General features: G+C 64.2%; 17 protein-coding genes. 6 read left to right on the forward strand and 11 right to left on the reverse strand.

What is annotated here, in order from left to right; translation table 11 throughout:
• Positions 1-641: PadR family transcriptional regulator (locus EOA29_RS07565; protein ID WP_145969636.1), on the reverse strand; the 641-nt coding region annotated here is incomplete at its 3' end.
• A 266-nt stretch (positions 642-907) separates the two neighbouring features.
• On the opposite strand from EOA29_RS07565, the gene EOA29_RS07570 reads away from it, so the two are divergent.
• The gene (locus tag EOA29_RS07570) at positions 908-1,165 is read left to right on the forward strand and encodes a DUF2798 domain-containing protein (protein WP_126092480.1); all 258 of its coding nucleotides are present in this window, start codon (positions 908-910) and stop codon (positions 1,163-1,165) included.
• Between the two features lie 66 nt (positions 1,166-1,231).
• Here EOA29_RS07570 and EOA29_RS07575 read toward each other — a convergent pair whose 3' ends face one another.
• The 6 genes from EOA29_RS07575 to EOA29_RS07600 form a co-directional block, all read right to left on the reverse strand.
• Complete coding sequence (locus tag EOA29_RS07575) at positions 1,232-1,612, reverse strand: DCC1-like thiol-disulfide oxidoreductase family protein (RefSeq protein WP_189350567.1); 381 nt, start codon at positions 1,610-1,612, stop codon at positions 1,232-1,234.
• Between the two features lie 69 nt (positions 1,613-1,681).
• Entirely contained in the window at positions 1,682-1,975 is a 294-nt protein-coding gene (locus EOA29_RS07580; protein ID WP_126092479.1) for a GYD domain-containing protein, read from the reverse strand.
• 242 nt (positions 1,976-2,217) lie between these two features.
• Positions 2,218-2,721 (reverse strand): hypothetical protein, encoded by a 504-nt coding sequence (locus EOA29_RS07585; RefSeq protein WP_126092478.1) that lies wholly within the window; start codon positions 2,719-2,721, stop codon positions 2,218-2,220.
• Between the two features lie 100 nt (positions 2,722-2,821).
• Complete coding sequence (rpoD, locus tag EOA29_RS07590) at positions 2,822-4,852, reverse strand: RNA polymerase sigma factor RpoD (RefSeq protein ID WP_126092477.1); 2,031 nt, start codon at positions 4,850-4,852, stop codon at positions 2,822-2,824.
• A 364-nt stretch (positions 4,853-5,216) separates the two neighbouring features.
• Positions 5,217-7,172: a DNA primase gene (dnaG, locus tag EOA29_RS07595; protein ID WP_126092476.1), complete on the reverse strand. Its 1,956-nt coding sequence runs from the start codon at positions 7,170-7,172 to the stop codon at positions 5,217-5,219.
• A 137-nt stretch (positions 7,173-7,309) separates the two neighbouring features.
• The gene (locus EOA29_RS07600; protein WP_127220672.1) at positions 7,310-7,672 is read right to left on the reverse strand and encodes an RcnB family protein; all 363 of its coding nucleotides are present in this window, start codon (positions 7,670-7,672) and stop codon (positions 7,310-7,312) included.
• Positions 7,673-8,035: 363 nt separating this feature from the next.
• Between EOA29_RS07600 and EOA29_RS07605 the strand changes: the two genes are divergently transcribed.
• Together EOA29_RS07605 and EOA29_RS07610 are read left to right on the forward strand one after the other, a co-directional pair.
• Complete coding sequence (locus EOA29_RS07605) at positions 8,036-9,700, forward strand: Na/Pi cotransporter family protein (protein ID WP_126092474.1); 1,665 nt, start codon at positions 8,036-8,038, stop codon at positions 9,698-9,700.
• A 100-nt stretch (positions 9,701-9,800) separates the two neighbouring features.
• Positions 9,801-10,982 carry an MFS transporter gene (locus tag EOA29_RS07610; RefSeq protein ID WP_126092473.1) on the forward strand — a complete coding sequence of 394 codons (1,182 nt, stop codon included), beginning with the start codon at positions 9,801-9,803 and terminating at the stop codon, positions 10,980-10,982.
• 33 nt (positions 10,983-11,015) lie between these two features.
• Here the strand turns inward: EOA29_RS07610 and EOA29_RS07615 are convergent, their stop codons facing one another.
• Positions 11,016-12,392: a PLP-dependent aminotransferase family protein gene (locus tag EOA29_RS07615; RefSeq protein WP_189350565.1), complete on the reverse strand. Its 1,377-nt coding sequence runs from the start codon at positions 12,390-12,392 to the stop codon at positions 11,016-11,018.
• Between the two features lie 110 nt (positions 12,393-12,502).
• Between EOA29_RS07615 and EOA29_RS07620 the strand changes: the two genes are divergently transcribed.
• Positions 12,503-12,889, forward strand: coding sequence for a DUF983 domain-containing protein (locus EOA29_RS07620; RefSeq protein ID WP_126092471.1), 387 nt, complete (start codon positions 12,503-12,505; stop codon positions 12,887-12,889).
• Positions 12,890-12,913: 24 nt separating this feature from the next.
• Here EOA29_RS07620 and EOA29_RS07625 read toward each other — a convergent pair whose 3' ends face one another.
• Both EOA29_RS07625 and EOA29_RS07630 read right to left on the reverse strand, forming a co-directional pair.
• Positions 12,914-13,471 (reverse strand): GNAT family N-acetyltransferase, encoded by a 558-nt coding sequence (locus tag EOA29_RS07625; protein ID WP_126092470.1) that lies wholly within the window; start codon positions 13,469-13,471, stop codon positions 12,914-12,916.
• A gap of 50 nt (positions 13,472-13,521) precedes the next feature.
• Positions 13,522-14,232, reverse strand: a complete 711-nt coding sequence (locus EOA29_RS07630) for a DNA helicase (RefSeq protein ID WP_126092469.1) — start codon at positions 14,230-14,232, stop codon at positions 13,522-13,524.
• A gap of 282 nt (positions 14,233-14,514) precedes the next feature.
• On the opposite strand from EOA29_RS07630, the gene EOA29_RS07635 reads away from it, so the two are divergent.
• Positions 14,515-15,513 carry a hypothetical protein gene (locus EOA29_RS07635; RefSeq protein ID WP_126092468.1) on the forward strand — a complete coding sequence of 333 codons (999 nt, stop codon included), beginning with the start codon at positions 14,515-14,517 and terminating at the stop codon, positions 15,511-15,513.
• A 9-nt stretch (positions 15,514-15,522) separates the two neighbouring features.
• Here EOA29_RS07635 and EOA29_RS07640 read toward each other — a convergent pair whose 3' ends face one another.
• Positions 15,523-15,972, reverse strand: coding sequence for a GatB/YqeY domain-containing protein (locus EOA29_RS07640; protein WP_126092467.1), 450 nt, complete (start codon positions 15,970-15,972; stop codon positions 15,523-15,525).
• A gap of 272 nt (positions 15,973-16,244) precedes the next feature.
• Here EOA29_RS07640 and carA point away from each other — a divergent pair.
• Positions 16,245-17,237, forward strand: a 993-nt coding sequence (gene carA / locus EOA29_RS07645) for a glutamine-hydrolyzing carbamoyl-phosphate synthase small subunit (protein ID WP_127220674.1), incomplete at its 3' end; no start/stop codon positions are given.

The raw sequence follows: 17,237 nt of genomic DNA on the forward strand, positions 1-17,237 counted from the left end.
GCGGCGGCGTCTTCCAGGATGCTGATCGCCTCGGCCTGCTTGTCTTCCGGCGCATCGACGATATCGCTGAGCGCGGCGCGCAGCCGGTGGCGCAGCGCACGGAAGCGGTCGCGCTTTTCATCCCGCTTTTCATGGCGGCCGCGCCGGCCGCCGTCTTCACTGTCGTCGCCCCAGCCGAACCAGTCGCGCGCCTTGGCCATCTTGCGGCCGAAACGCTCGAGATGGTCGAGCACATGGTCGATCATCTCGCGGTTTTCCTCGAGATGCGCCCTGCCCGCCTCGGTGATCGAAAACACCTTCTTGTTGCCTTCGCTGGACGAGACGGCATAGCCAGCCTCTTCAAGGAAAGTCAGGGTCGGATAGACCACGCCCGGGCTCGGGCTGTAGATGCCGCTGGTGCGCTCCTCCAGCGCCTTGATGATGTCGTAGCCGTGGCGTGGCGCCTCGGCCAGAAGCGACAGCGTGATCAGCTTGAGATCGCCATCAGCCAGCATGCGGCCAGCGCGGAACATATCGCCGGGGCCACCGCGGCCGCCGCCGCGCATGCCCTGCCCGAACGGCCCGAAGCCGCCGCCGCGGCCGCCGAAGCGACCGGCCATATGCATGAACATGCGCTCGCCGAAATGACTGTGTCTGTGCATGGATTGCTCCTTGAGTTATGTCTTACGATATATCTTAATTAGGTCGCAATCCCCACCGAGTCAAGATATATCTTACGATGTATCTAAAAGCGCCGCCAGCCGGATTGATTTCATGAGAGCCAGCCGCTAGAACGCCCCACGAGGGTCGCCGACCGCTCCGTAAGCGTCTGACGTCAAGCAACGCATCCACCCCGGTCCTTCCGGGCATATGCCGAGAGCCGGCAAGAGGATGCCATGCGACGGACCGATGTTTCGGGAAAATCCCAATGACTGCAAGAAATCGGCGCAGGAAGCTGCCTGCGCGCTATGCCTCTGTCGTCAGCCCTCTGGTGCTGTCGCTTTTGATGACCTTCATCGTCTCGTTCATCTCGACGCTGAAGAGCCTCGGCCTTCATCCCAACCTGCCCGCCATCTGGCTGGCCGCCTGGGGCCTGTCCTGGCTGGTGGCGTTTCCGACCCTGCTGCTGGTGCTGCCCGTGGTGCGCCGCATCGTCGGCTGGCTGTGCGAGCCGGCGGCCAAGTGACCGGTGCTGGGAAGGCCCGCAATGCATTCGGGCCTTCCCCATGGAGAGCAGGCAGACGAAACTCGGCTACCAGCGGCCTTTGCGGCGGTTCCAGGCGTAGAGAAGATCGGCGAAGCGGTCATAGGCAAAGCGCGTCAGCCGCAGCGCGATCGGGTTGCCCAACAGTGTCGCCAGCCAGCCCTCACCCGGTGTTATCCGCCAGACCGCGATCGCCACATCCGCGCCGACCAGCAGCCTGCCCCCGGCATCGGTCGCATGCAGCCGGCGGCGGATGTCCTCCAGCGAAGCGCCGAACGCGGAAAGTGCTGCCGGCTCGACATTGATGTCGCGGAATTCGATGCGACCGGCCCTGACCGCCTCGATCAGCCGCCGCCTTTGGCGCCTGATGCCGGCATCGCAGACCGGGCAGCGCGTGTTGTACCAGACGGTCAGCAGGGGCTTGGACATGGAATGACTTTATCGGGAATGCGGCGCGGCCGCGCAATGGCCGCGCCGGTCCATGCCTTAGCCGGAGCGTCACCCGAGCGAGCTGATGATCTCGCGATAGGCGAATTCCGGAAACGCCTTCATTGTCCGCGTCCTCACATTGCCGCCGGAGGACAGCATCAGCGCGAAACGGGCAAGCACCGCATCGTCCGGCGCCTCGACGATGGCGACCATGTCGCACTCGCCCATGGTCAGATAAAATGCCTTGAACGATCCGCCCATCTCCCCCAGCAGCTTCTTGGCGGCGTCGAGCCGCTTCGGCGACTCCCGCACGTTCCTGGCGCCCAATTCGGTCCAGTTGATAAGCACGATGTAGGTTGTCATGGCACACCTCCTCCGGGGCCACGGAGCAGGCGCCTGGCCGTCAAGGCCGGCGCCGGGGCGGGCATCCGGCTTGTCGCCCACAAATGCATCCGACCGCGAAAGTATCCTCCTGTCGGGTAGCCCCGGCAAGGCGGCAATGCGATGGCTGGAAACGCAAAAGGGCGCCCGAGGCGCCCTTTCAAATTGCTGGACTGATTTCCCTATCAGCGGTGCCAACCCTCATCGGGTGTCGCCCGCCCGAGTTAGTGAGCAACATCAATTCCCGCCACAAAAAGCCCGTCCGCGGTACCGCGCCCGGTCAATACGACCCGAACGCCGTGATAGAGTTTCTTACGAAAGTCGTCCGCAACGCCGCATAGAGTGCCGGTCATTGTTGGCATGCCCGCCAGGTTCACTCTATCCGGACAGCGGAATGACGGCCCTTCTACATAATCGACGGAAAATTCGAGCTGCGTATTTTGCCCTATCAAGGCAGCCGACCAGAGCGGGCACACAGTCAGGATAGTTGCGCGGACAATAACCCCGGAAATTAAAGGCAACACGAGAATACCAAACCCGGAAAGAAAGAGAGTCTTGCCGGATACGTTCGGGCTTTGGAGGTCCTTCGCAAACTTTCGGCAGCAAAGAGCCAAAATCAAGCAGCCGACCGGTATAGCTACCGATTTCGCGATCATATCGTGGCTGCTCACGTAAGCCTGCGACGGCACGAAGGAATAGCCGAAAGTCGTGGCTTCAAGCAGGATCAATGAGTGAATTGCGAAGCCGAATAGACAGAAGATGAAGACCCTTGGGAGGAGGCGGCGAAAGGGCCGTCTGACTACCGCCTCTCCCATCAGGGTGCCTGACCTAGCTGTCGAGGAAGCTTCTCAGCTTGCGCGAGCGGCTCGGATGCTTGAGCTTGCGCAGCGCCTTGGCCTCGATCTGGCGGATACGTTCGCGCGTGACCGAGAACTGCTGGCCGACCTCTTCCAGCGTATGGTCGGTGTTCATGCCGATGCCGAAGCGCATTCTGAGCACGCGCTCCTCGCGCGGCGTCAGGGAAGCAAGCACGCGGGTCGTCGTCTCGCGCAGATTGGCCTGGATCGCCGCGTCGATCGGCAGGATCGCCATCTTGTCCTCGATGAAGTCGCCGAGATGCGAATCCTCCTCGTCGCCGACCGGCGTTTCGAGCGAGATTGGCTCCTTGGCGATCTTCAGCACCTTGCGCACCTTTTCCAGCGGCATGGCAAGCTTCTCGGCCAATTCCTCCGGCGTCGGCTCGCGGCCGATCTCGTGCAGCATCTGGCGCGAAGTGCGCACGATCTTGTTGATCGTCTCGATCATGTGCACCGGGATACGGATGGTGCGCGCCTGGTCGGCGATCGAACGGGTGATCGCCTGCCGGATCCACCACGTGGCGTAGGTCGAGAACTTGTAGCCGCGGCGGTACTCGAATTTGTCGACCGCCTTCATCAGGCCGATATTGCCTTCCTGGATCAGGTCGAGGAACTGCAGGCCGCGGTTGGTGTATTTCTTGGCGATCGAGATGACGAGGCGCAGGTTCGCCTCGACCATTTCCTTCTTGGCGATAGCCGCCTCGCGCTCGCCCTTCTGCACCTGGTTGACGATCTTGCGGAATTCCAGGATCGAGATCGCCGTCTCGGTGGCGAGGCTCTGGATCTCGGCGCGCAGCTCCTTGATCGCGTCCTTCTCGTTCTTGGTGAATTCCTTCCAGCCGCGCGACGTCAGGTTGGCGATCGAGCGTGTCCAGTTCGGATCGAGCTCCGAGCCCTGGTATTCCTTGAGGAACTCCTCGCGGCGCACGCCGTAGCTTTCGGCGAGCCGAAGCAGCCTGCCTTCGTTCTGCACCAGGCGCTTGTTGATGTCGTAGAGCTGCTCGACAAGCGCCTCGATGCGCGCGGTGTTGAGCGACAGCGACTTCACCGCCTTGATGAGCTGGTCCTTCAGCTCCTTCAGCCGGCGGTCCTGGCTGGGCGAAAGCGTGCCTGCGGCGGCGAGACGGTTCTCGACCTGCTGGTCCTGCAGCTTGCGCAGCTTCTTATAGGTGTCGGCGATGACGTCGAGCGTCTCCATCACCTGCGGGCGCAGTTCCGCTTCCATCGCGGCGAGCGACAGGCTTGCCTCGTCCTCGTCGTCTTCTTCTTCCTCCAGCCCGCGCGTGTCCGCGCCGACATTGGTGATGTCGTCTTCTTCGTCGCGCGCTGCCGCGCGGCCGCGCGGCTTTTCCTCGGGCTTGGGCGCTTCCTCGATGCGTTCGACGACCGGCGCCTGCTTGGCCTCGGGGCCGGCATAGGTTGCCTCGAGGTCGATGATCTCGCGCAGCAGGATTTTCGATTCGTTGAGCTCGTCGCGCCAGATGATGATGGCCTGGAAGGTCAGCGGGCTTTCGCACAGGCCCGCGATCATCGTCTCGCGGCCGGCCTCGATGCGCTTGGCGATCGCGATTTCGCCCTCGCGCGACAGAAGCTCGACCGAGCCCATCTCGCGCAGATACATGCGCACCGGATCGTCGGTGCGGTCGGTCGGCTCTTTCTTGGTGGTCGTGGTGGCGACGGCGGTGCCGGTCTGCTCGGCAAGCTCGTTGGCGTCCTCTTCCGAATCGCCGCCGGCGTCGGCGGCCTCGGCCTCCTCCCCCTGCTCGTCGTCCTCGACGACGTTGATGCCCATGTCGGAGAGCATCGCCATCGTGTCCTCGATCTGTTCGGAGGTCACTTCCTCCGAAGGCAGCACCGAGTTCAGTTCGTCCATGGTCACATAGCCGCGCTTCTTGGCGGCCTTGATCATCTTCTTGACAGCATCATCGGAAAGGTCGAGCAGAGGGCCATCGGTGGCACCCTCACGTTCGGTCTCGACCTCTTCCTTTTCCTTTGTCGCCATTCTTTGTCGTCTCCAAGCGGCTGAATATCAACCGCGTAAGCTGCCGGACCGGTCATACCGGATGCGCTCGCAACAGAACGCTTCTTGCCGGGCCAGTAACCGCATCTCTCGTTAAGTCCAGATTAACCCTGGTATCTGTGGCAGGCGTTATGCCTGTCCAGTGACCAGCACCTCACATCGCTCAAATTTCCCGCCGACGCCGGGGCACGGTTAACGTTTCGAATCGTCCTGATTCCGCCAATCTGCCAGAAGGTCAAGCGCCTCTGGCATGATTCGCATGAAAAAAGCGAATCAATTACCCGACTTAGAGGCGTCGATTCGACGCGCCTGCGCATTTCCACTTCATTTTGGAGCAGGTTCGGACCTAAACGCGTCCAGCCCTGCCCGATGAAACGCCGAACCCTTCGATCAGCGCTTCCGTTGCCTGTACATCGTTGAATTGCGCTTGAATCTCGACGAGATGCCGGAAGTTTTCATCCGAAGGGTCTGCATCGAGCGCCGCCTGCGCCTGTTTCAGCTCTCTATGTAATGTGCGGGCGCTGCGCTGCAAGTGCAGCGCCTGGTTGAAGGCGTCGCGGGCATCGTCAAGCGCTGCGGTTTCGAGCGCCGGCCACTGCCTCGCCCGCTTGATCAGCGCCACCGCACGCTCCCAGATAGCGCCGCAGCCGGCGCGCTCGACCGTGGCGATGACCGCGTCGCGATCATCGGCCGCGTCATGCGCCATCGCATCGAGGATGGCGGCGTGCAGCCGCCTGAGATCCGAATTGGCGAGGTCGAGGAATTCGACATGGGCGAAATTCTCGTCGATCAGCGCCGGGTGGTTGATCAGCGCCACGATGATCGTCGCCTCGCGCACCGACATGCCCTCGCCTGCGCGCTTGACCAGCGCCGAGCGGCCGAGGCTTTCGGTGATGGCGGCGCGCCCGCCGGCCGCCGCACCCCGCCCGAACGCTCCGCCGGGCGCCGAACTCCTGCCGCGCTCGCCCGGCCGGCCGTCCTGGCGTCCCCCCTGATGACCTTGCCGTGCGCCGCGCTGCGAGCCGAAGAAGCTCAGCACCCTTTCGCGCATCTCCTGCTGATAGTGGTAGCGCAGGCTCTCGTCGCGGATGCGGCCGGCGAGCTCGCGCAGCGTCTTTTCAAGCTCCGCCCGCCGCTCGGGCGTGTCGAAGACGCCGCCGGCCGTCTCGCGCATCCACAGAAGGTCGGCAAGCGGTCTCGCTTCCGCCAGCACGGCGCGGAAGGCGTCGGGACCGTCCATCTTGACGAGGTCGTCCGGGTCCTTGCCCTCGGGCAGCAGTGCGAAGCGCGCCGAGCGCCCGGGCTGGATCGCCGGCAGCGCGAGGTCCGCGGCGCGCCACGCCGCCTTCAGCCCTGCCTGGTCGCCGTCGAAGCAAAGCACCGGCTCGCCGGCCATGCGCCACAGAAGCTCGAGCTGGTTCTCGGTAAGCGCAGTGCCGAGCGGCGCCACGACGTTCTCGAAGCCGGCCTGCGCCAGCGCGATCACATCCATATAGCCTTCGACGGCGATCACCGTGCCGCCCTTGGCCACCGCTTTGCGGGCGCGGGCGAAATTGTAGAGCACATTGCCCTTGTGGAAGAGCTCGGTCTCGGGCGAGTTCATGTATTTGGCCAAAGCGTCCGGCGCCAGCGCCCGCCCGCCGAAGGCGATGATCCTGCCGCGCGAATCCGGGATGGGAAACATGATGCGGTCGCGGAACCAGTCGTAGGAGACGGGGATGTCGTCGCCATGCCGCACCAGCCCGCAGGCCTCGATGTCGGCCTTCGGCACGCCCTTGGCGGCAAGATATTCCTTCAGCGCGTTGCGGCTGTCCGGCGCATAGCCGAGCCGGAAGGACTGCTGCGTCGCCGGCGTCAGGCCGCGGTCGCGCAGATAGGCACGCGCCTTTGCGCCTTCCGGTCCCTGCAAGCGCTCCTGGAAGAAGACCGTCGCCATCTCCATGACGTCGGTCAGGCTGGCGCGTTCCTTCTCGCGCCGTTCTTCCTGGACGTCGCGCACCGGCATCGGCACACCGGCCATCTCGGCGATCTTTTCGACCGCTTCGGGGAAGCTCATGCCGTCGAGCTCGGTCAGGAACTTGAAATGGTCGCCCGTCACCGAGCAGCCGAAGCAATGGTAGCGGCCCTTCTTGTCCTCGCAGTGGAAGGACGGGCTCTTCTCGCCATGGAACGGGCAGCAGGCCCAATAGTCGCCGCGCGACGTATTGGTCTTCTTCCTGTCCCAGGAGACGCGCTGGCCGATCACCTGGGAAATCGGCACACGGTCGCGTATCTCGTCGAGGAAAGCGGGCGGAAAGCGCATCGGGAAAGGCTCGTTTACCCTCCATATAATCGAGCCGCCCGGGCGCGACGACTCCTAAAGCCCATCGTACCCGCTTTTCACAGATGAAGAGAAGGCGGCCAAGCGGCCGCCTTCCTGGTGTTCGGATCGTTGCCGGATCAGTGCGCGGCGATCGCGCCGAAGACGATGCCGGAGACGATGCTGACCAGCAGGTAGTCGTTGCCGACGCGGATCCACTCCTGGCCGGGGCCGGGCCGGCGCAGTCCATAGCGGTGCCAGTCGCGAACCGCCTGATGGCGCTTCCAGCTGGAATATTTCTGGCCGTTGCGCCAATGGCTGCGCTTAACCATCACCTTCTTCTTGACCACGACTTTCTTCTTCACGACGCCCGGCTTCTGCCAGTCGACCCGGGTGTAGTTCGCCTGCGGCGCGGTCGGCTGAACGAGCGGCGCGGCCTGGCTCGAAAAGGCCGTGGCGGCCAGCATCGCGGCGGTAACGGCGGAAAGTATGAGACGCTTCATGGTCGGTGCTCCTTGGTTGTCGATAGGCAAGGAGATAGCCGTGCCCGCATGAACCGAAACTGAACACTTGGATTACAATTCTGTAATGATTTCCAGCTCTTATATAAGAAAATTCAACAATCATAGGAAACTGAAACGACCGTCGGCTCGGCCCGCGCGCGACGGCCGCCGCCCGATCCCCGCGCCGCATGCAACCAATGTGCCCTCTATCCATTTCCGACACACGCCGTCGCGTGCCGAACGTCGGTCGCATCGGGCAAAATTTATTATCCGGCTAATGTAAACCGCTGTAGTCTTGACCTTCGAAATGCTCGCGATTCGCACCCTTTCCCGCTTCCTTGCCGCCTCGTCGCGAGGTCCGGCATGAGCGGTTCCGTCGTCCTTCTGCACCTTGCCGGCGCGGTGGCGCTGATGCTGTTTGCCACCCGTATGGTGAAGACCGGCGTCGAACGCGCCTATGGCGACGTGCTGCGTCACAGGCTGCGCGCCACCATGCGCAATCCGCTGATGGCGGTGCTGGCCGGCTGCGGTCTCGCGATCGCCTTGCAGAGCTCCACCGCCGTCACGCTGCTGGTCGGCTCCTTCGCCGGCGCCGGCATCGTATCGGGCGCCGCCGGGCAGCTTGCCGTACGCGGCGCCGAGATCGGCTCGGCGCTGGTGGTCAAGCTGCTGACCTTCGACCTGTCGCTTCTGGTGCCGGTCTGCCTCGTCGCCGGCACGGTCATGTTCATGGCCACCGAGCGGCGCGACTGGCGCCAGTTCGGCCGCATCCTCGTCGGCATCGGGCTGTTGCTGCTCTCACTGGAGATGATCGGCCAGGCCTCGGAACCGCTGCGCCAGAGCACGCTGATGCCGATGATCGTCAATTATTTCTCCGGCGATCCGGTGACGGCCTATCTGCTGGCCGCAATCATCACCTGGCTGTTCCACTCCTCCATCGCCGCCGTGCTGCTGATGGTGACGCTGGCCGGCCGCGGCTTCATCCCGCCGGAGCTCGGCATCGTGCTGGTGCTCGGCGTCAATCTCGGCTCCTCGATCATCGCGCCGCTGCTCACCCGCAATGCCGACCCAGGCGTCCGCGTGGTGCCGATCGGCAATCTCTTGATGCGCGGCATGGGCTCGCTGATCATGCTGATCCTGTTCATGACGCTGAAGCCGCCGGTCGGCTTTCTCGGCGCGACCGGGCCGGACCAGATCGTCAACGCCCATATCCTGTTCAACGTGATCATCCTGCTTGCCGGCCTGCCGCTCGCCGGCCTCGTCTATCGTGCTTCCGAGAGCATCGTGGCGCTCGGCGCCAAGCCCGAACCGGCGGCGGCGCTCGATGTCGTCGAATTGTCGGCGCTGAACGAGAGCGCGCTCGACACCCCGAGCCAGGCGTTGGCCAACGCCACCCGCGAAGTGGTGCGGGTCTGCGAGACGGTCGAGATCATGCTGAAGCGCATCATCGAGCTCTATGAAAGCGCCGACAGCGACAAGATCAAGGCGCTCGCGGCACTCGACGACCGCGTCGACCGGAAGCACGCGGCGATCAAGCTCTATCTCGCCAAGGTCACCAAGAACTCGCTCGGCGAGGACGAGGCGCTGCGCTGCCAGGAGCTGATCGGCGCCTGCGTCAAGCTGGAGCAGGTCGGCGACATCATCGTGCGCAACATGCTGGTGCATGTCAGGAAAAAGCTGGAGCGCGGCCTGGAGTTCACGCCCGAAGGCTGGCGCGAGCTTAGCGCCTTCCATGCCTCGGTGCTGGCCAACGCGCGGCTAGCCTTCAACGTGCTGGTGTCGCGCGACCCGGAAACGGCCCGCCAACTGGTGCTGGAAAAAGACCTGCTGCGCGAGCGCGAGAAAGAGACCAGCGCCAGCCATTTCGTACGCCTGCGCGACGGCACGGCCAAAAGCGTCGAGACCAGTTCCATCCATCTCGACACCATCCGCGACCTCAAGCAGATCAACTCGCTGCTCGCCTCCATGGCCTATCCCGTGCTCGAGGAACGCGGACTGCTCGGCGGCTCGCGGCTGAAGGCCGGCTGACCTCGCTCAAGAAAAGCTAAAGCGGCGCCGACAATTTCTGCATTGCCGGCAGCACGTATCCATGGTTTGACGCCCTGCATTCATTTCAAGCCTTTGCGCCATGCTGCCGCTGATTGCCCTGTTCATTGCCGCCTTCGCTTTTGGCACGACTGAATTCGTCATCGCCGGCGTGCTGCCGGAGGTGGCGGAAGGCCTCGGCGTTTCCGTGCCCACCGCCGGCTATCTCGTCTCCGGCTATGCCTGCGGCATTGCGATGGGCGGTCCGCTTCTGGCGCTTGCAACCAGCAGGGTCTCGCGAAAGCCGCTGCTCATCGGGCTGACGATTGCCTTCACCCTCGGCCAGGCCGCCTGCGCGCTGGCGCCCGATTTCACCTCGATGCTTCTGCTGCGTATCGCAACTGCCGTGGCGCATGGCTGCTATTTCGGCGTCGCCATGGTGGTCGCGGTCGGCCTGGTGCGCGAAGACCAGCGCGGTCGGGCCGTGGCGGTCATCCTCTCGGGGCTCACCGTCTCAAACGTCATCGGCGTGCCGGCAGGCACCGCGATCGGCGGTCTCTGGAGCTGGCGGGCGACCTTCTGGGTGATGTGCGCGCTGGGCGTCGTCGCGATCGTCGCCATGGCCGCGTTGCTGCCGCGCACCGCAGGCGCCGCCAACCGGCCCGCCGGCCTGTCGCGTGAAGTGCGCGTGCTCGGTCGCCAGCAGGTCTGGACCTCGCTGATCCTCATGCTCATGCTGATGATTGGCCAATTCGGCCTCTTCACCTACATCACGCCGACGCTGCTCGAAGTCACCGGCCTCGACGAAAGCCTGATCCCTTGGGTGCTGCTGCTCAACGGCGTGGGCGCCACGATCGGCGTCTTTCTCGGCGGCAAGCTCGCCGACTGGAAGCTGATGCCGTCGCTGATCGCCATGCTCTTCCTGCAAGCGGTCATGCTGGCCGCGATCTACGCCATCAGCCCCTATCCGGTACCGATGGTCGTTGCCATCGTCATCTGGGGCGGCCTCAACTTCGCCATCGGCGCGCCGATCCAGACCCGCATCCTCGCCTGGACCGCGGATGCCTCGAACCTTGCTTCTTCGCTCATCCCGTCCGGCTTCAATGTCGGCATCGCGCTCGCCGCCTCGCTGGGCGCGGCGATGCTCAATGCCGGCTTTGGCTATCGCAGCCTGCCGGTCGCCGGCGCTTTCGCCATGCTGGTGGCCGTGCTTGTGGCGCTGGCCTCCCAGGCGTGGGAATGGCGCAGCCGCGCGACGCCGCCGCTGCCCGCTGCCGCCGAATAGAGCGCCAGGCACCTTCGTTGTCGGTGTACCGCCTCAGACCGCAGGCGGCGAATGTCCGGAGCCGCCGGCAAGGATCGACGACAAGCCGCGCAGGCCCTCCTCCAGCCTTTCGCGGCTGGGTGCGGCGCCGAGCGCCAGGCGCAGGCCATCGGCGATACCGGGGACCACGGAAAACTCCACCGCCGGGCTGATGGCCAATCCGCGGCGCCTGGCTGCGTCGCCAAGCTCTGACGAGCGCAGTTGCCCTTCGAGCGGGTACCAAAGATGCAGGCTGGTTTCCGCCGAGGCGAAACCCGCGGGCAGGATTTGGCGTGCCATCTCCTGTCTGGCCTGCGCTTCGGCGCGCACGGCGGCGGCGATCTCACCGGCGAGGCCGCTTCGCACCCATTCGCAGGCGAGGCCCGTCATCAGCGGCGGCGCCATCATCGTGGTGCCCCGGATCGCAGCCGCGACCGGCTCCAAGGTTTCCGCATCAGGCGCCACCAGGAAGGCCGTGCGCAGGAAAGGCGAGAGGCATTTCGCCAACGTCGCGACATGGAAGGTCCGCTCCGGCGCCAGACTGAGGAAAGCTGGCGGGGAAACGGTCAGCAACGGGCTGTAGGGATCGTCCTCGACGATCAAAAGGTTAAGCTTGCCCGCCATCCGCGCCAGCTCCCGGCGCCGGTCCTCCGGCATGGTGAGCGCGGTGGGGTTGTGAAGCGTCGGGTTGAGGTAGAGGACGCGGGCGCCATGCCGTCGCGCCGCTTCCTCCAGGTCGTCGGGACGCATGCCGTCATCGTCACCGCCGACGCCGGCGAGCTTCCGCCCCGTGGCCTTTGCCAGCGCGATCAGGCCGGGATAGGTCAGCGCATCGGTAAGGATCGTGTCGCCCTCGCGGGTCTGCGACAGCAGGATTGCCGCAAGCAGCGCCTGCGCCCCAGAACCGACAGCCATGCACTCGGCCGGCATGCGGTCCCCGGCGGCCGCGAGCCACAACGAGCCGGCGGCGCGTTCGGCGGGCGAACCTGGGCCGGGATGGTAGGAAAGCAGCGCTTCCGCGCTGGAGCGCCTGAGCAGTCCCTCGATGCCGGCCCGGATCAATGCCGGCAGGCTGAGGCCTAAGGGTGCCGGTGGGATGTTCATGCTCAGATCGAGGATCGGCTCTTCCGGCTCGCCGGCCGTAATGAAGGTGCCGCGACCGGCCGTTGCGTCGATCAGGTTCCTGCGCCGGGCTTCGGTGAACGCCCTGGTGACGGTGGTCAAATCCACGCCAAGGAAGCGGGAGAGATCCCGCTGCGGCGGCAGCCTGTCCCCCGGCTGCAGCCGACCGCTCGAACGGGCAGCCGCCAGCGCATCGACGATCTTGAGATAGATCGGCCGGGGGCCCCCTTCCAGGGGAGAAAGCCAGTTGAGGTCGTTCTCGCCGCTCATGCCTTTTGTCCATACATTTTGTCGCATTGTATGCATACATTCATGATACTAGTATGCATGAGTGACCTCAAGGCTGATCGACGCCATGCGAGGTCTCTGGAGTGACGACGATGCAAGATCACGCGCACTATCCCCACCTCGAGCCATGGCGGGTCGGCGTCCGCGGCCGCTGCCCGCGTTGCGGAGAAGGCCGGCTGTTCGACGGATTTCTGAAGCTGGCGCCGAAATGCGACGTCTGCGGGCTCGACTATTCCTTTGCCGACCCGGCGGACGGCCCCGCCTTCTTCGTCATCTGCTTCGCCTGCGTCCCTTCCGTCCTGTTCGCAGTCTGGGCGCAGGTGACCTTTGAGCCGTCCATGTGGTTCCATGCTTTCGTGTCGGTACCCATAATCCTGGCGACCTGCATTCCGCCGCTCCGGCCGCTCAAGGGCTGGCTCGTGGCAAGCCAGTTCTATTACAAGGCCGAGGAAGGGCGGCTGGCCAAGCCTGGTGAGTAGCCCACCACTTGCCGGCAGGCGCCCCTAAAGATCGATCCGGAACCTGAGGCTTTCGGCGCCGCCATAGGCGGCGTCCTCGAAGAATCGGCCGACCAGCCTGCCGCCATTGGCTGTTATCACCTTATGCGAGGCCGGATTGCCCGGCTTGGCTGTGATCTCGACATAGTTGAGACCCACCGCCCTCGCCTCTGCCAACATCAACCGCAGCGCTTCGGTGGCGTACCCACGGCTTCGCTTCCAAGGCACCACGGCATAGCCGATATGACCGAGCACATGCGAAGGCAGCGCGGAGGTGCCTTTCTGCCAGCGAAAGCCGATCGAGCCGGCGGCCTCGCCATCCCATATCCAGCGCCGGAAGCCGGGGAGGCGCGGCACCTTGGTGCCATCGGGCAAGGTAACGGGCGGCCCCTTCGCCTCGGGGTCGTCGAGGCTGGCGAGAAATGCGGCAGGATCTTCCTCGATGGCCGCGAGTTGCTCGCGCGTCGCCTCCAGCAGCCGCACATTGTCGGGCGACCAGCCGCGCTCCAGCGCCGCCTTGTAGGACGGCAGGTGCTCGAGCGCGGGCTTGACGATTTCGACCATGGTCCGGCGTCCTCTTGCAGAGAGGGCCATAGCCGCGGCAAGGATTGCTCTCAAGCTGCATGGAAGCGGATTTCGCCCTTGTTCAGGAAGCACATCTTGTCGAAAAGCGATAAATCCAAAGGGTTCGGCAGCCGGACATCGTCAAGGTCCGGAAACGACTTCCTGGACGGATCGTACGACCGGTCGATCTGCGAGATGAAGACCAGGATCAGTCCCCTGTCGCGCGCGAAAGACCGCAGCATCGGAACCTGGATCATCAGTTCCGGATTCTCGCGCCTCTGGTCAAGCAGTTGCAGATAGTCGATGACCGCTAGCGTCCCGCGAGGCGCCGTCCGCAGCTTGCCGATGATGTAGTCGGCACAGATGGCGTCCGAATTGTCGAATTCGAACAGGCTGTCGAAGAGCGCCGGCTCGGCCCCGATGGCGCGAAACCGATCCAGAATGTCCGTGTGCGTATACTCCAGCGTAAAGAACACGCTGTGTCGGCCGGACTTCATCGCCTCGACCGCAAGCTCGAGGCTCATCAAGGTCTTGCCTTGGCCCGGCCTGGCGCCGACCAGCACGAGGTCGCCAGGCGCGAGTTGCGCAAGCAGGCTGCTGGCGGGTGTCGCCTCGGCGGCTTTGGCAGCGAGCAGGCTCCAGCTGGCGAAGCCTTCCCCGGCAGCGACCCGATCGAGGGCCTGGTGAAGCGGCACTCCTTCCCTGCGTGAAAGGAGCCTGGCCTGGCGCTTCAGATGATAGACGGGCGCGGAAAGCCGCATCGAAAAACCTCCTGGCGAGCAGTCTTCGCAACCCCTCCTTATGCTTTGCGCTCGAACAGTTGGTTGAGTGATCGAATGCCCCGCATGGACGATGCTTTCCCAATGGAGGGAGGAGGCGTGGGCACGCCGGAATCAGATGATAGCCCAACACGAGCGGACCGAAAATCACGGATATTCGGGGAGCGCTAAACCAGAAGTGTTTCGCCGATCGGCGCGAGGCCTCTATGATTGACGCAGGTGATTCACCACAAGCGATAACGGTTCGAGAGGGGAATTAATCCGGTGCGGTTGAGATCTGTTCCGCTGGGTGTCGCTGTTCTCTGCCTTTTCGCCGTTGCCATCGCCCTGACGATGTCAGCCCGATCTTTCGCGCGATCCTCAAGCGTTCCAGCCTGGCTGCAGGCCCATGTCGGCGAAGGCGAAGGCCAGATAGCGCAAGTGGTCCTGGAACGGGCGCGGGCGCTCTACCTGAAAAAGGTGAGCGAAGGTTCCGTCAAGAATCCCTGCTACTTCGCCATGGACGCGACCCGTCCCGGCGATTTGGGCAATAGCGTGCTGGGACGCCGTTACTACATCATCTGCGAGGCCGAGCAATCGTTCCGCGCGGTGTCGGCGGGCCACGGCGGCGGCCGCAACCTGAAGGGCGTCGCGGATTTTTCCAACGGCAGGCGTTGCGCGAAGAATTTCGGCAATGCGATGGATTCCGAACTGACGGCCGGCGGCGCCTACATGACCGCCGATACGAAGACGTCGTTCAAGGGCTACTATCGCACCGCCGCGAAACAGGACGCGGTTTTCATGCGCAGCTTCGTGCAGTTCGACGGCGAAGGCGAAACCGCGAACGCCAGGCAGCGCGTGATCGGCGGACATCCTGCCGCCCTGTTGCGAGGAATGTGTCTTCTGAAGAAGCCGCAAAGCTCCTATGCCGACCATGACGGCTTCGTGCCCTTCGGCAAGCTGGTGAATTACGCCGGCGGCCGCAGCAATGGCTGCACCAGCTGGTCGCCGTCGGACGCGCAACTGATCATCCCGATGATCAAGGACAATCCGACGACGCTTTACGTCTACCCCGAGTCGCGGGATATCGCGGCGATCGCGCGGAAAGCGGCATCAAGGCAATCGCTGTCGAGCGCCGGCCTCTATTGGAACGCATCCTGCCTGAAGGAGATCGGTGCCCCGAAATACTGGCCGAAGCAAACGCTGGAGCCGATCATCGCGCAGTACAAGCAGGATCACCCGGCACCGCCGCCGCAGCCCGTGCCGATCTGCAAGGGGCCGTGAGGCGGTCTTCTACTGCAGCAGCCCCTTGACGATGGCGCTGGCCTTGGCGAAGTCCATCTGGCCGGCATATTTCTGCTTCAGCGCGCCGATCACCTTGCCCATGTCCTTCTGGCTGGCCGCGCCGGTGACGGCAATCGCTTCCCGCGCGGCCGCCATGATCGCCGCATCGTCGAGCTGCTTCGGCAGGAACTCGCGGATGATCTCCATCTCGCCGCGCTCCTGCGCGGCCAGTTCCGGCCGCTTGCCGTCCTCGAAAGCCCTCGCCGATTCCTCGCGCTGCTTCACCATTTTGGCGAGGATCTGCAGGATCTCCTCCTCGCTCGCCGCCGGCTTGCCGGCGCCGCGATTGGCGATATCGCGGTCATGGATGGCGGCCTGGATCAGCCGCAGCGTCGGCAGGCGGTGCTTGTCCTGCGCCTTCATCGCGCTCTTCATGGATTCGGCGATTTTCTCGCGCATCGTGCTTCTCCTTCGATCGCGGCGGACAATAGCTTTGCCGGACGTCCAAGGCAAATCTCGGCAAGCCATTGATATTGCTCGACGAAATAAATCGATTCCGTTCGCAGGAAGCGTCATTGACCGCTTTGGCGCCTTCCCCTATGTACTGAGCCTCGCATGAACTGAAAATCTGGTTGCGCGCAGGCTCGCGAATTCGCCGCCGCGCGTCGTTTGCTGCGCGGATCGTCCTTCTAACGGGATGATCTGAAAAGCAGCCTCTTAGGAGTGCCGCCATGGCCACGACCGCCCCCTGGGCCACCGAAAAGCCGACCGCCCTTCTGGTGCTTGCCGACGGCACGGTGATCGAGGGCCGCGGTCTCGGCGCTGTCGGATCGGCGGTCGCCGAAGTGTGCTTCAACACCGCGCTCACCGGCTACGAGGAGATCCTCACCGATCCCTCTTATGCCGGCCAGATCGTTACCTTCACCTTCCCGCATATCGGCAATGTCGGCACCAATGCCGAGGATATCGAAGACCTCAATCCGGCGGCGCGCGCCGGTGCCGTCGGCGCGATCTTCAAGGCCAATGTCACCGACCCGTCCAACTACCGGGCAGCCGGACATCTCGACCAATGGCTGAAGAAGCGCGGCATCGTCGCGCTTTCGGGCATCGACACTCGCGCGCTCACCGTGCTGATCCGCGAGAAAGGCATGCCCAACGCCGTCATCGCGCACGCGCCCGATGGCGTTTTCGACCTCGACGACCTGAAGCGCCGTGCCGCTGCCTGGTCGGGCCTCATCGGCCTCGACCTCGCCAAGGAAGTCACCTCGGGCCAGTCTTCGCTCTGGCGCGAGACGCCCTGGGTCTGGAACAAGGGCTTCGGCGAGCAGGATGAGCCGTCGATGCACGTCGTGGCCGTCGACTACGGCGTCAAGCGCAACATCTTGCGCCTGCTTGCTGGCCTTGGCGCCAAGGTCACCGTCGTGCCGGCCAAGACCGGCGCGGAAGAAATCCTCGCCATGCAGCCGGACGGCATCTTCCTGTCCAACGGTCCGGGCGATCCGGAAGCGACCGGCGAATATGCCGTACCGGTGATCCAGGATCTGCTGAAGACCGATATTCCGGTGTTCGGCATCTGCCTCGGCCACCAGATGCTGGCGCTGGCGCTGGGAGGCAAGACCGAGAAGATGCATCAGGGCCACCACGGCGCCAACCATCCTGTCAAGGATCACACCACCGGCAAGGTCGAGATCGTCTCGATGAACCATGGTTTCGCCGTCGACGCC

The sequence above is a fragment of the Mesorhizobium sp. M1E.F.Ca.ET.063.01.1.1 genome (genome assembly GCF_003998155.1).
Lineage (GTDB): Bacteria > Pseudomonadota > Alphaproteobacteria > Rhizobiales > Rhizobiaceae > Mesorhizobium.

Coding starts and splice junctions, on each gene's coding strand:
- EOA29_RS07570 (WP_126092480.1), top strand. CDS start 908: ATGACTGCAAGAAATCGGCGCAGGAAGCTGCCTGCGCGCTATGCCTCT.
- EOA29_RS07575 (WP_189350567.1), bottom strand. CDS start 1,612: ATGTCCAAGCCCCTGCTGACCGTCTGGTACAACACGCGCTGCCCGGTC.
- EOA29_RS07580 (WP_126092479.1), bottom strand. CDS start 1,975: ATGACAACCTACATCGTGCTTATCAACTGGACCGAATTGGGCGCCAGG.
- rpoD (WP_126092477.1), bottom strand. CDS start 4,852: ATGGCGACAAAGGAAAAGGAAGAGGTCGAGACCGAACGTGAGGGTGCC.
- dnaG (WP_126092476.1), bottom strand. CDS start 7,172: ATGCGCTTTCCGCCCGCTTTCCTCGACGAGATACGCGACCGTGTGCCG.
- EOA29_RS07600 (WP_127220672.1), bottom strand. CDS start 7,672: ATGAAGCGTCTCATACTTTCCGCCGTTACCGCCGCGATGCTGGCCGCC.
- EOA29_RS07605 (WP_126092474.1), top strand. CDS start 8,036: ATGAGCGGTTCCGTCGTCCTTCTGCACCTTGCCGGCGCGGTGGCGCTG.
- EOA29_RS07610 (WP_126092473.1), top strand. CDS start 9,801: ATGCTGCCGCTGATTGCCCTGTTCATTGCCGCCTTCGCTTTTGGCACG.
- EOA29_RS07615 (WP_189350565.1), bottom strand. CDS start 12,392: ATGAGCGGCGAGAACGACCTCAACTGGCTTTCTCCCCTGGAAGGGGGC.
- EOA29_RS07620 (WP_126092471.1), top strand. CDS start 12,503: ATGCAAGATCACGCGCACTATCCCCACCTCGAGCCATGGCGGGTCGGC.
- EOA29_RS07625 (WP_126092470.1), bottom strand. CDS start 13,471: ATGGTCGAAATCGTCAAGCCCGCGCTCGAGCACCTGCCGTCCTACAAG.
- EOA29_RS07630 (WP_126092469.1), bottom strand. CDS start 14,232: ATGCGGCTTTCCGCGCCCGTCTATCATCTGAAGCGCCAGGCCAGGCTC.
- EOA29_RS07640 (WP_126092467.1), bottom strand. CDS start 15,972: ATGCGCGAGAAAATCGCCGAATCCATGAAGAGCGCGATGAAGGCGCAG.